This window comes from Streptomyces sp. NBC_00299 (genome assembly GCF_036173045.1).
GTDB lineage: Bacteria > Actinomycetota > Actinomycetes > Streptomycetales > Streptomycetaceae > Streptomyces > Streptomyces machairae.
In genome coordinates, this window is record NZ_CP108039.1 from 6609613 (window position 1) to 6622666 (window position 13054).

At 71.6% G+C, this 13054-nt stretch carries 11 protein-coding genes; 4 read left to right on the top strand and 7 right to left on the bottom strand.

The features are described 5' to 3' along the window. Position 1 precedes the first annotated feature (1 nt). The 4 genes from OHT51_RS29400 to OHT51_RS29415 form a co-directional block, all read right to left on the bottom strand. Positions 2–199 carry a hypothetical protein gene (locus OHT51_RS29400; protein WP_328881926.1) on the bottom strand — a complete coding sequence of 66 codons (198 nt, stop codon included), beginning with the start codon at positions 197–199 and terminating at the stop codon, positions 2–4. Between the two features lie 56 nt (positions 200–255). Beyond that, positions 256–2898, bottom strand: a complete 2643-nt coding sequence (locus tag OHT51_RS29405) for a helix-turn-helix transcriptional regulator (protein WP_328881927.1) — start codon at positions 2896–2898, stop codon at positions 256–258. Positions 2899–3032: 134 nt separating this feature from the next. Then, positions 3033–3164: a hypothetical protein gene (locus tag OHT51_RS29410; RefSeq protein WP_328881928.1), complete on the bottom strand. Its 132-nt coding sequence runs from the start codon at positions 3162–3164 to the stop codon at positions 3033–3035. 205 nt (positions 3165–3369) lie between these two features. Next, positions 3370–3810: a MarR family winged helix-turn-helix transcriptional regulator gene (locus OHT51_RS29415; RefSeq protein ID WP_328881929.1), complete on the bottom strand. Its 441-nt coding sequence runs from the start codon at positions 3808–3810 to the stop codon at positions 3370–3372. Between the two features lie 103 nt (positions 3811–3913). Here OHT51_RS29415 and OHT51_RS29420 point away from each other — a divergent pair, with 103 nt between their 5' ends. Together OHT51_RS29420 and OHT51_RS29425 are read left to right on the top strand one after the other, a co-directional pair. Next, on the top strand, positions 3914–4912 hold the full coding sequence (locus OHT51_RS29420; RefSeq protein ID WP_328881930.1) for an NADP-dependent oxidoreductase: 999 nt from the start codon (positions 3914–3916) through the stop codon (positions 4910–4912). 106 nt (positions 4913–5018) lie between these two features. Then, complete coding sequence (locus tag OHT51_RS29425; protein ID WP_328881931.1) at positions 5019–5438, top strand: organic hydroperoxide resistance protein; 420 nt, start codon at positions 5019–5021, stop codon at positions 5436–5438. A 72-nt stretch (positions 5439–5510) separates the two neighbouring features. Here the strand turns inward: OHT51_RS29425 and OHT51_RS29430 are convergent, their stop codons facing one another. Both OHT51_RS29430 and OHT51_RS29435 read right to left on the bottom strand, forming a co-directional pair. Beyond that, complete coding sequence (locus tag OHT51_RS29430) at positions 5511–6662, bottom strand: serine hydrolase domain-containing protein (RefSeq protein ID WP_328881932.1); 1152 nt, start codon at positions 6660–6662, stop codon at positions 5511–5513. Positions 6663–6671: 9 nt separating this feature from the next. Further along, on the bottom strand, positions 6672–9293 hold the full coding sequence (locus OHT51_RS29435) for a M14 family zinc carboxypeptidase (protein ID WP_443052593.1): 2622 nt from the start codon (positions 9291–9293) through the stop codon (positions 6672–6674). A 182-nt stretch (positions 9294–9475) separates the two neighbouring features. On the opposite strand from OHT51_RS29435, the gene OHT51_RS29440 reads away from it, so the two are divergent. Continuing rightward, positions 9476–10798, top strand: coding sequence for an RNA-guided endonuclease InsQ/TnpB family protein (locus tag OHT51_RS29440; protein ID WP_328881933.1), 1323 nt, complete (start codon positions 9476–9478; stop codon positions 10796–10798). Beyond that, positions 10791–11612, top strand: coding sequence for an EI24 domain-containing protein (locus OHT51_RS29445; protein WP_328881934.1), 822 nt, complete (start codon positions 10791–10793; stop codon positions 11610–11612). Before OHT51_RS29440 ends, OHT51_RS29445 begins: the two co-directional genes overlap by 8 nt. A 78-nt stretch (positions 11613–11690) precedes the next feature. Here OHT51_RS29445 and OHT51_RS29450 read toward each other — a convergent pair whose 3' ends face one another. Continuing rightward, on the bottom strand, positions 11691–12956 hold the full coding sequence (locus OHT51_RS29450; protein ID WP_328881935.1) for a pyroglutamyl peptidase: 1266 nt from the start codon (positions 12954–12956) through the stop codon (positions 11691–11693). Between the last annotated feature and the right edge of the window lie 98 nt (positions 12957–13054).

Below are 13054 nucleotides of genomic sequence, written 5' to 3' on the forward strand. Positions count from 1 at the left end.
TTCACTCCGGAAGCCGGCGGAACTCCGCCACGCGCAGCCCCAGCGACTGGAAACGGATCAACAGGCCGTACAGGTGCGCCTCGTCGTCGACCTGGCCGTACAGCACCGTCTGGTTGGGGACGACGAAGCTGTCGAACTCGGGGAACGCCGTGGTCAACTCATCCGACATCTGCCCGTCGACGCGGATCTCGTAGCGCATGACCTCATGCTCGGCGACCTGGGGCACGGGTGGCATCACCCGGGCGAGGTGACACGTCACAGCAGTCCGAACTCACGGGCCCGGCGGACCGCCTCGCCGCGCCGGGTGGCGGCGAGCTTGCGGTAGATGCTCTTGAGGTGCGTCTTCACCGTGTTCACGGACAGATGCAGGTCGGCGGCGATCTCCTCGGTGGACATGAGCTGCGCCAACCGCTCCAGTACGTCCCGCTCCCGCGCGCTGAGCGTTTCCGGGCGCGGGCCCACGGGCTCCTTGCGCCCGGGAGCGGGCGTGCCGGTCAGCCAGGCATGCTCCCGCGCGAGCGCGGGCCGGTGGAGCAGCAGCCGCCTGACCCAGGACCCGGCGTCCAGGAACGGCCGCCTCAGGTGATGCGGGCGCGCGGCGGCCAGGGCTCGCAGCAGCAGGCTCTCGGCGGCGGCAAAGTCGCCGAGCGCGTCGGCGGCCTGCGCACGGGTCAGCAGAATCCATACGTCGATGACGGGCCCGGGGTCGCGGTGCTCGGGGAGTTCGAGCTCGTCGAGGATGCGCAGGGCCCGTTCGCCCTCACCGGCGGCGACCCGTGCTCTGGCCTCCGCCACCAGGCTCTCCGGGCCGTGGGCCGGCCGGTCCTCGAAGACCTTCACCGCGGCCTTCGGATCGCCGTCGGCCAGGTGCGCCGCGGCCATGGCCATCGCGATGCGGTCGCTCACCCACGGGGACGGCTCGGCGGAGACCAGCGGCTGCTTCGCCATGTCGTCGAGGGCCAGCAGCGCCGAGCGGGGGTCCCCCTTCGCGAACAGCATCCGCGAACGGAGGATCGCCAGCTCCACGGCCACGACGGGATCGCGGGAAGCGGCGGACGTGGCGGCGGCCCGGTCGAGGTGGCCCTGCGCCGCCGCCAGGTCGTCGCGGTCGATGGCCACGGCGGCCAGCACGAGCTGGGCCATCCCGGTGCGGTCGGACACCGGCAGCCCCGAGTGCTCCGCCTCCGCGACCGCGCCCCTGGCATGCGACTCCGCGTGGCCGGGACGGCCCTGCAGGAAGTCGATCAGCGCCAGGCGGCTGAGCGCCTCGTGCCGGGCGAAGGCCGTCGAGGGCTCCTGGGGGGAGCGGACGGCTTCGGACAACGTCGAGCGCGCGGCATCGAAGCGGCCCGCCCACAGCTGCGCCGATCCGAGGTCGGTGAGCATGAGGGCCGTCAGCTCCGGGCACTGATCCAGCCGGTCGGCGGGCAGGGCCCGCTCCGCCTCCGCGGCGGCCTTCGCCGCCAGCTCGGCCAGGTCCGCGGAACCCGCCACCCGCGCGGCCAGCACCCGCAGCACCGCGCAGCTCAGCCGCACCGCGGCCGCGTCGTCGGAGTCGTCGTCGGGCAGGTTCTGCTCCGCACGCCCCAGGTAGGTGACGCCGCGCTCGACGTCGTGGTGGGCCAACTCGCGTGCCGCGCGCACAAGATCGGGGGCCGGCCCCGACGTCTCCGGCGCCATCCTGGCGAACAGGCCGTCCAGCCGCTCGGCGGACAGCCCCGTCAGCAGCCGGCCGATCGCCAGCCGGCCGATGAACTCGTCCGCGGCCAGCTCCCAGTCACCCGCGTCCGCCGCATGCGACAGGGCCTCGTCGAGCAGCCCCGCCCGGCTCAGCCAGTGGGCGGCCGTGCGGTGCAGCTCGGGCTCCAGGCCGGGATGGCGGACGCCCAGATGCACCCTCAGGATCTCGGCGAACAGCGGGTGCAGCCGGTACCAGGAGTGCCCGATGGGCTCGACGAACGCGTTCGCCCGTTGCAGGCCCTCCAGGATCGGCTCCGCGTCGACCCGGCCGGTGAGGGCGTTGGCCAGATCGGGGTGGATCTCCTCCAGGATGCTCGCCCGCAGCAGCAGATCCTGGGTGTCGGACGGGTGGGCGCGGAGCACCTCGCCCAGCAGGAAGTCGGCCACCGTGCTGTGCCCCGGCTCGAACTCCGCGAGGAAGGCCTCCGGGGCGTCGGCGCGCTGGGCGGCCAGCGTGCACAGCCGCAGTCCCGCCGCCCAGCCTCCGGTGCGCGCGGTCAGCACGCGCGCGCCCGCGCCCGACAGTGCCAGTCCGTGCCGGTCGGCGAGGGCCGCCGTCTCCTCGGCGCGGAACGCCAGATCGGCGCCCCGGATGTCGACGAGCTCACCGGCGGCCCGATAGCGGTACAGCGGCAGCAGCGGCTCCGTACGGCTGATGACCAGCAGGCGCAGGCCGTCGCCCGCGTGGCGGAGCACGAACTGCAGTCCGTCGGCCACCTCGGCGCACCCGGCCACCCGGTCGAACTCGTCCAGGACGAGGGTCACCGGCCTGTCCCGTCCGTCCAGCCAGGCCGCGACCCGCGCAAGCAGCGAGTGGTCCACCTCGCCGGGGCGGGCGGGGCTGCCGATGTCCGAGGGGAGGGCGATTCCGTGGTGCCGGAAGGCATGCAGGACGTATGCCCAGAACACGCCGGGGGCGTTGTCCTCCGGCTCCACCGTCAGCCAGGCGACGTCCCCCGGCTCGCGGGCCGTGATCCAGTCGGCGACCAGCAGGGTCTTGCCGGCCCCCGCGGGCCCGTTCACCAGCGTCAGCGGAGTGCGCAGACCCTCGGCCAGCTGATCGAGCAGCCGCCCCCTGCGCACGAACGTCCGGGGCACCGTCGGCACGGCGAACCGTGCGGCGAGAACCGGGTCACCGCCCGGGGTCACCGCCCTCATGACGGCATCGCCGTGGCTCCCGTCTGCCGAGCGTGACTTCGTACCCATCACACGCCTCGTGGATGCCCGAGCGACATGACACCCTCAACACCCACCATCCGATCGTCGCCCCGGACCGGCCCGCCCGCAAGCGATCAGCCCACCCGGCCACCGGCGATCCCCGAGCGGGCGGGGGCCCAGACGTCCAGCATCCACACCAGCAGGCCCTCCAGTGCCCGGTGGTTCCGGGTCCCGGCGTCCCGCATCGGTCGTGGCGGCCGGTTCATGCGCCGGTCTGCCGGGTTCGGCCGGCGTCCGCCTGCCCGCGGGCGGGACTCCGGCCGGGTCAGGCGTCCGCATCCGCCGCGGCAGGTCCTTCAGTGCCGGTGGTTCCGGGCCCCGGTGGCCCGCCTGGGTCGTGGCCGTCGGCGTCATGTGCCGGTCTGCCGGGTTCGGCCGGCGTCCGCCACCCCGCCGCGGGACTCCAGCCGGTCAGGCGTCCAGCATCCGCCGCAGCAGGTCCCGCAGAGCCAGCCGCTCCTGGTCCGACAGCCCCGCCAGCGGCTCCCGGGCGAAGCGCAGGGACTCTCGCAGGCTGCGTGCCACCCGGCGGCCCTCCTCGGTCGCCGCGGCCAGCTTCACGCGCCGGTCCGCCGGGTCCGGCCGGCGTTCCACCAGCCCGCGGGACTCCAGGCGGTCCACGATGCCGGTCACGTTCGACGGCTCGCAGCGCAGCCGCTGCGCCAGCTTCCGCATCGGCAGCGGCTCCAGCGACAGCAGGCTCAGCAGCCGCGCCTGCGCGCCGGTCAGGGCGTGCTCGGCGGCGGCCTCCTCGTACTCCTGGTGATAGCGGGCCACGACCGAGCCGATGAGGTCGACGACTTCCAGGGTCATGTCATCGGGACCATGGGTCTTCTGCGGAATGGTGGCCATGCTCTCAGGGTACCCCCATTACTTGACATCCTGAAATATTCAGGAGCATGGTTGTTTCAGGTACTGAAGTAAAAACGTACGCACGGAAAGGCGCACCCCTCCCATGATCAACCGCGAATGGCACCTCCTCTCCCGCCCCGTCGGCTGGCCCAAGCCCGAGGACTTCGCCTTGGTCGAGGCCGAGATGCCGACCCCCGGCGAGGGCCAGGTGCTCGTACGGAACAAGTACCTCTCCGTCGACCCGTACATGCGCGGACGCATGTCGGCCGCCAAGTCCTACGTCGCCCCCTTCGAGCTCGGCAAGGTCATGCAGGGCGGCGCCGTCGGTGAGGTCGTCGAGTCCAACGCCGAGGGCATCGCCGTCGGCGACCACGTCCTGCACTTCTTCGGATGGCGCGAGTACGCCGCGGTGGACGCCAAGAACGCCGTGAAGGTGGACCCCGACGCCGCGCCCCTGTCCACGTACCTCGGCGTCCTCGGCATGACCGGCCTCACCGCCTACGCCGGCCTGCTGCGCACCGCCGTGTTCAAGGAGGGCGACTCCGTCTTCGTGTCCGGCGCGGCGGGTGCCGTCGGCAGCCAGGTCGGGCAGATCGCCAAGCTCAAGGGCGCCTCCCGGGTCATCGGCTCCGCCGGCTCCGACGAGAAGGTCAAGCTCCTCGTGGAGGAGTACGGCTTCGACGCCGCCTTCAACTACAAGAACGGCTCGGTCGCCGAGCAGCTGCGCGAGGCCGCCCCCGACGGCATCGACGTCTACTTCGACAACGTCGGCGGCGACCACCTGGAGGCCGCCATCGGGCAGATCAACCTCCATGGCCGGATCGCCATTTGCGGCATGATCTCGGTCTACAACAACACCGAGCCCGCCCCCGGCCCGAAGAACCTCGCCCGCCTCATCGCGACCCGCGCCCGCATCGAGGGCCTCCTCGTCGGCGACCACTACGACCTGCAGTCGCAGTTCGTCCAGGAGGTCGGCCCCTGGGTCGCCTCGGGGCAGCTGAAGTACCGCGAGACGTTCGTCGAGGGCATCGAGAACAACCTGGAGGCGTTCCTCGGGGTGCTGCGCGGTGACAACACCGGGAAGATGATCGTCCAGCTGTAGGACTGGGCCGGGCCCTGTGCTGGGTTTCCGACATGCGGTAACTTCTTTCCGAAATCCGTCGCGATCGTGGGCGCGAGTCGCGGCGGACCGAGGAGGAAGACACCGCATGTCCATCCAGCAGTCCGAGGTCCTGTACACCGCCGTCGCCACCGCCGAGAACGGCCGCGACGGCCGCGTCGCCACCGACGACGGCAAGCTCGACGTCGTCGTCAACCCGCCCAAGGAGATGGGCGGCAGCGGCGCCGGCACCAACCCGGAGCAGCTCTTCGCGGCCGGCTACAGCGCCTGCTTCCAGGGCGCCCTGGGCGTCGTCGCCCGCCAGGAGCAGGCCGACATCACGGGCTCGACCGTCACCGCGAAGGTCGGCATCGGCAAGAACGGCGACGGCTTCGGGATCATCGTGGAGATCTCGGCGGCCATCCCGAACGTCGACGCCGCGACGGCCCGCAACCTGCTCGACAAGGCCCACCAGGTGTGCCCGTACTCGAAGGCGACCCGCGGCAACATCACCGTGACGCTGGTCTGAGCCGGTTCGATCCGTACGGCAAAAGGCCGCACCCCTGGACACATGGGGTGCGGCCTCTGTCGTGCCCGCTGCTCAGCTCGCCAGCGCTGCCGAATGGACCGCCCTCACCAACCGCTGGTTCTCCGGTGCCGCCCCGCCCGGGAAGGCGCAGCGGCGGCGGGTGTAGCCGTAGGTCAGGCCGCTGCGGGGGTCGGCGAAGGCCTGGGAGCCGCCGGCGCCGCTGTGGCCGAAGGTGCCGGCGCCCAGGAACGGGTACCAGGTGTCGGCCGTCGCCTGGAAGCCGAGGGCGTACGACTTGTGGGCCCGGGCCACCAGGTCGTACCCGGTCGAGTGGATCTGACCGACCTCGGCGATGGTGTCCGGCTTGAGCAGGGGCGGCCGTTCGTCCAGCTCGCTGATCGCCGCCGCGTACATGCCGGCGAGCCCGCGCGCGGAGGCGACGCCGCCCGCCGATGCGGGACCCTTGGCGCGCACGGTACGGGAGTTGGGGTAGTCCGCCAGTCCCCCCGGCTCCGGTACATGCGTGTTGAAGGCGATGGACGACAGCGTGTGCGGCCCCTGCGGCACCGAGTCCAGCACCGCCTGCTGCTCCGGCGTCGGGGCCATCGGCTGCACGGACCGGTAGCGGTGATCCAGGTCCGCGGGCAGCCCGAGGTGGAAGCCCAGGCCGTACGGCGCCCGGACCCGCTCCTCGTACACCTCCTGGAGCGTACGGCCGGTGGCACGGCGTACGACCTCGCCGGTGAGCGCGCCGACCACGAGCGCGTGATAGCCGAAGGCCGTGCCCGGGCGCCAGAACGGCCGCTGGTCGGCGAGGCGTTCGGCGATGGCCCGGTCGTCGGCCAGCTCGTCGTCGGTGAACCCGGCGTCGAGCCCGACCAGCCCGGCCCGGTGGGCGAGCAGATCGCGCAGGGTCAGCGAGCCCTTGCCCTCGGCACCGAACTCCGGCCAGTAGTACGTCACCTTGCGGTCCGGTTCGAGCGTGCCCTCCTGGATCAGGAGCGCGACCACGAGGTGAGCGGCGCCCTTGCTGGACGAGAACACGCCGTAGAGGGAGTCGGCCTCGCAGCCGTCACCGGCCCACAGATCGACGACCTTCCGGCCGTGCACGTACGCGCACAACTGGCCCTCGTAGTCGGGGAGCTCACCCGAGACGAACGCGGCGAACTCCTCACGTACCCGTTCGAAGCCGTCCACTACGGTGCCGTGGATCACTGGTGTCATCCGCTCTCCTCATGTGGTGCCACTGGCCTGCGCCATGCTGAACAACGCCCTGCCGACCTGGGCGAATTCTCCCTTGGGATGGTCCCGGAAGAGCGGCTCCGTGCCGAACAGCACGGCTCCCGTGCCGCTCACCACCGACGCCTGCCCCGCCGCGTCCGCCGGCCCGCCGGAGCCGTCCGCCGACGCCCGCCAGTGCCCGGAGAGGAGCGGGTTCCCGGCCGCGTACGCCTGCTCGACCCGCACGCCCGGACCGAGGTCGGTGAACCACACGGGTGCGTAGACGAAGCCGTGGCCCGGAGCACCGGACATCAGAGTGCTGCCCGAATTCACGACGCGTACTACACCGTTGGCGTCCCCGTTGCCCTCGACCGGCTTCGCCGCCAGCAGTCCCGTCGCCGTATTGAGCGCGGCGCCGGTGGCACCCCTCCCGACGAGCCCGTGACCGTCGAGGAAAGCGTCGAGGGCTGTACGGGCGGGGGCGGTGAGGTCGTCGTACTCCAACCCCGCCGACACGAACAGCACGTCCACCGACGACCAGTCGAACCCTGCGTTCAGCACGTCCGTCGAGACCGGCGTGACCTCGAAGTTCATCTCCCGCAGCGCGAACAGCTCGCCCGCGGTGACGGAGGCGGCGACGCGGGTGCGGTGCAGCGGGGCGGTGCCGGTGAGCTGCGTCGCGTGGAAGGCGACGTCGTAGGCACGGGCGGCTGCCAGGGCCTGTCGTCGCGCCGAGCCCGGCACGATCGCGCTGCCGTCGGCGGCCCGGCGTACCTCGATGCCCTGCCGCAGCAAGGAGTTGAGGGCGGCGACCTCGTTCGGGTCGTCGAGCCTCAGCCGGAGGTCACCGCGCGGGGCGACGTACGCGACGGGGGCCGCCGCACGGACGGGGCGCAGGGCGGCGCCGTAGGGCATGCCCGGCAGGGTCTCGACCGCCGCGCCCCACAGCCGGCCGAGGCTCCAGCCCGAGATGTCGTACATCGCCGAGACCTTGTCGCTGATGTCCCGCCCGTCAGCGAGGAGCACGTTCGCCAGGCCGCGCTTGGGCTGGCGCATGTCGACGACGTACGAGCCCTTGGCGTACGTCCGGCCCCCCAGCCGGAAGGAGCGGTCCGCGCGGGTGACCCGTACGTCGTTGGCGAGGAGGTGGTCGACGAGGCGGGCGGCGGCAGGGGCCGAGCGCTGGGCGCCGGTGCCGGCCGGGATGACGTAGGCGCGCGGGAAGGTGGTCGTGTAGACGTCCTCGGGGCCGATGCCGGGGACGCCCGGGACGGTCTCCTCGGACACCGGCACCTGCGCGGCGCCCGCGGCTCCCCGCCGGAAGACCTCGATCTGGTCGGCGACGAGTGACGTACGCCGTTCCCGGACGAAGTCGAGGGTGGCGCGCAGGGCCGCCCCGGCGACGTCGACGTTGATCGCGGAGCGGCGCCGCAGCTCGGTCTGCGGCAGCGTGTTGTAGGCGTTGTTGTTCACCTGCATCGGGATCTCCACCGTGTGCGCGGCGACCGTGCCGTGGAAGGCCGCGTACTGCGGGGTGAAGATGGGCGGCCAGTCGTCCCAGCCCTCCTCCTGGTCCCGGAAGGGAATCTGCGCGGGTTCGACCCCGTCCTTCGCCGGCGTGTAGCCGAGGCCGTTGACGGCGGCCTCCATGCGCAGGGCGTTGGCGTAGGTGTTCTTCAGGAACAGGTCGTACTCGTAGTTCTCGCCGTGCGGGGGAGTGGTGGGCTCGATGAGGGTGCCGTTGACGTAGCCGTGCAGGTCGAGCATGACGGCCGGCTGCTTGTCGACCATGATCTGCCGCATCGCCCGCGTCTCTGGCTGCGAGGCGGTGACGAAGTCCCGGTTCATGTCGAAGCCGCCCGCGTTGGCGCGGGTTCCGGCGATACGGCCGTCCGGGTTGGCGGTGATGTTGAAGTACAGGCGGCTGTGGGCGAGCAGGTCGCGCGTCCTGGCGTCCGTGGCGGTGGCGAGCCGCTCGATGAGCTTCAGACTGGCGTCGGTGCCCTCCCACTCGTTGCCGTGGATGTTGTTGTTGAGGAAGACGGGCGCCTTGTAACTCCTCCTGACCTCTGGGGACTTGGCGGCGAGGGCGGGCGCGTTCTCGATGAGCTCGCGCATCCACGCCTGCGTGCGTGCCTGGCGGGCGGTCTCGGGCGCGGTGACGGTGACGAGGTAGAGCCGGTGCCCGCCCGCCGAGCGGCCCGCGACCTCGACGCTCACGCGGTCGCCGAGGGCCTGGAGGGCGTTCAGCTTCGGCGCGATGGCGTGGTACGGGGTGAGGCCGAGCTTGATGGACTTGTCGGCCGGGTTCTCGGGGTCGGGCGTGAGGACCTGCCGGCGCGGATACCCGCGGCTGTCGTCGGCGATCGCTGATGAGGGCGCTTCGGCGGTGCCGAGGGCCCGCTGGGCGGCGCTCGCGGGCGTCCGCGCCGCTTCCCGGTCGAGCGCGGCCTCGCGGTGGACCGGGGGGCGGCCCGAGGGATGCCCCGGCGGCTCGGGCTCCGCGACGGCGGTGTGCGGGGTGAGGAGCAGGGAGCCCGCCGTGGTGAGGGCGAGGGCGGTGATCAGAACGGATCGGGCGGAAACGGGCCTGGCAGGAACGGGTCTCGCGGAAACGGTTCTCGTCGTGCGCACGCGTACCTCCTCGGAACTTCCTGAGATCGGTACGGCGAGGTGTACCTGTTCGACTCAACCGCAACAAGGGGGACTTGCTGTCACGGATGCAGGGGAGGAGCGCCGGGTGTGGCCGGGGCCGGATCCGAGGAATGCTCGGTGTTCGAATGCGGGCGTCACGCGGGCCGGATAGCGTCGCGGGTGTGAAGCTGGCGGTGCAGGTGAAGCTGCTGCCGACGCCCGTACAGGCGACGGCACTTGAGATGACCCTGCGCGCTTGCAACGAGGCGGCCACCTGGGTCAGTCAGGTCGCGTTCGAAAAGGATGTGAAGCGGAACTTCGCGCTGCGCGATCACACCTACGGCGAGATCAAGGCACGGTGGCGGCTGGGTGCGCAGGCTGCCCAGCACGTGATCAAGAAGACATGCGACGCGTACGCCGTGCTGAAGGGGGCCCTGAGGGCCGGAAACCTGGGGCGGCCGGGCTCCCCGCGATACCGGAGGGCCACCGAGAAGCCGATCGTGTTCCGTCCCGACGGTGCGCAGCCATACGACGACCGAATGCTGTCCTGGCAGATCGGCGAGCGGCTGATCTCGATCTGGACGCTGGGTGGGCGAATGAAAGACGTGGCATTCACTGCCGGTGCCGAGCAGTTGGCCACCTTGGCCCTGTACCGCAAGGGTGAGTCCGATCTCGTGCGTCGGGACGGTATGTGGTTCCTCAATGCCACCTGCGAAGTGCCCGAAGCCGAGCAGAGCACCGATCCGGTGGACTTCCTCGGTGTCGACCTCGGAATCGTGAACCTCGCCACCACGTCCGACGGCGAGATCATGGCCGGACGCGAGCTGAACCGCGTCCGCGCCCGGGACCGGAAATTGCGGGCCAAGCTGCAGAAGAAGAACACCCCGTCCGCCAACCGCCGTCTGAAGAAGCGCAGGCGCAGGGAGGCGCGACGGGCAAGGGACATCAACCACAAGATCGCGAAGCATGTGGTGGCCGAGGCGGAACGCACCGGTCGCGGGATCGCCCTGGAGGACCTGACGGGCATCCGCGAGCGGGTACGGCTTCGAAGGCCCCAACGGGCCACCCACGCCAGCTGGTCCTTCGCCCAGCTGGGGTCGTTCATCGCGTACAAGGCCCGGCGGGCGGGAGTGCCGGTGGTCTACGTCGATCCGGCGTACACCTCCCGCACCTGCGCCGATTGCAGGCACATGGACAAGGCGAACCGGGTGAGTCAGGCCCGGTTCGCGTGCCGGAGCTGCGGCGTCGTTGCGCACGCAGACCGTAACGGCTCCCGCAACATCCGCGCCCGTGCGCGGGAGTTGTGGCGACGCGGGGTCCTGTCAGCGGCCCCTGCCCCACCACCGGAGCACACACGCCGCAGTGGGGCTGGACGCAAGCGCAGCATCATCGCCAGTGATGCCCGTTGTGCAAGCCCAGAGCTCGAGCGCCCAGTAGTTGACCAGCGTCCACAAGGGCGCACGCTACCGGCCATGACCCGACCGATAGAGTTCGGTCATGCGTGATCTCCGGGCAGGTCTGACGTATCTCCTCAGGGGCCAGCGGTGGGTGGCCCGGCACGGCAAGCAGTACGGCTTCGGGCTGATCCCCGGCCTGATCACCATGGTGCTCTACGTGGCCGCGCTGGTCGGGCTGGCGCTCTGGGGCGAGGACTTCGTGTCCTGGTCGACGCCGTTCGCCGACGACTGGTCGAGCCCGTGGCAGGGCCTGTTCCGCGGCTTCCTCACCGCCGTCCTGTTCGCGCTGGGCCTGCTCCTGTCCGTCATCACCTTCACGGCGGTCACCCTGCTGATCGGCCAGCCCTTCTACGAGAACCTCTCCGAGAAGGTCGACCGGGACGTCTCTCCCGACGGCACGGCCCCCGAGTCCGGCCTGCCGCTCTGGCGCGAGCTGTGGATCTCGGGCCGCGACAGCCTGCGGATCGTCCTGCGCGCCGCCCTGTGGGGCGTCCTGCTCTTCGCCCTCGGCTTCATCCCGGTCGTCGGCCAGACGGCCGTACCGGTCATCGGCGTCTTCGTCACCGGCTTCTTCCTCACCGAGGAACTCACGGCGGTCGCCCTCCAGCGCCGCCGCGTCGAACTCCGCGACCGCCTCACCGTGCTCCGCTCCCGCAAGACCCTGATCTGGGGCTTCGGAGCCCCCCTCGCGGCAGCCTTCCTGGTGCCGTTCGTCGCGGTGTTCCTGATGCCGGGCGCGGTGGCGGGGGCGACGCTGATGGCGCGGGAGCTGATGGGGGAGGAGACGGAGGAGGAGCAGGACGGGGAAGGTGCCTCCCCCTCTGGGGACCGGCCCGCGCGTACCAGCCCGTCCGGCGTTTGAGGACGAGGCCCGTTCAGGGCCGAAGCGGGGGTCTGGGGGCCGCAGGCCCCCAGGGACGCCCGCCCCGACGCCGGGTGCCTACGAACTCTCCGTCGCCTCCACCGCGGCCGCCAAAATCGCCCGCACCTGCGCGATGATGTCCAGCCGGTTCCGCACGAACTCCGGATCAGTCACCGCCCCCGACGCCGGATCCGTGTTGCCCGCCCCGAACTGCAGCACCGGCGTGTGCACATGCCCGCCCGGCAGCGAGTCGTGCAGCCCGAGCCGGTCCCGGAGCAGCGTCGCCCGGTAGGCGATCTCGTTGGAGAGGTAGTCCCCGCCGCCGCCGGCCCGCGCGGTGGAGCCCGGAGTCGGTCCGTCCGGCCGTACCACCGCCGTCGTGCCGCCCGCCGGGATCTCGGTCACGCTCGTGTTGTCGTACACGGGGAACCGCCCCGTGTTCGCGGCGACGATCTCCCGGTACGGCAGCGTCGTCGTGGTCCACTGCGGCTGCGAGGCCGGATCGGCCACGGGGATCGTCTCGGTCCGCCCGATGTTGTCGTTGTCCTGGAAGCCGCCCCGCCAGGCCCCGTTGGTCCGCTCGACGTCGAACCGCCCGACGCGCCCCTGGCTCACGGTCGTGAACAGATCGACCTGCTTCAGATGCGGCCGCAGCGCCCGCTCCACCGTCCCGTCCGCGAAGTCCTGCCACCGCACCGGGAACATGGCGGTCTCCACCCGGGCCGGCCCGTCCGCGGTCTCGATCACCGCGCCGTCGAGGGCGAGCGCGGTGGCGCCGGACGGATTGGAGATACGGATGTCCCGGTCGAGCGTGAACGGGTCGAACCCGGTGACGAGGATCCGCTTCATGCCAGCCCCGGCCGCACCGGCCGTATGGGGAATGTCGGTCTGGCCACGCGAGACCCGCTCCAACGCGCCGATGAGAGCACCCCGCTGGACGTCGCTCAGCCCGAACTCCGGCTCCCACGTCCGCACGTCCCGCGTCATCGACAACCGCGCCCAGTACAGCGGCCGATCGTCGTCCCGGCTCAGATCGCCGCCCGCCGGACCGCGCCCCTGCGCCCGGTCCACCGCCCTGCGCCACAGCGCCGACCCCTCGCGTGTGACGACCCGGTGGGCCTGCGCGTAGGAACGCGCGCCGGCCAGGTCGTCGGCGAACTCCGCCGCCGCGGCGTCGAATCCGGAGCGCCGCAGGATCTCCTGGGGTACGGCCTTGTCGAGGCGCTGTTCCTCGACGGTCGGCGCCGGCGCGGACTGGGCGGCGGCAGCTCCTGTCGTGGGAGCCGAGAGTCCGGCCAGCACGGCCACTGAGAGGACGCCGATCCGAACACGTATGGAATTCAAGGGAATTACGGTCCTTCCGTCACGGTGGGGGGTGAGGCAGAGCGCTGCGTCGTGCGGGACGCCGGAAGTATCGCGTGGCGGGAGGGGACTACGCCATG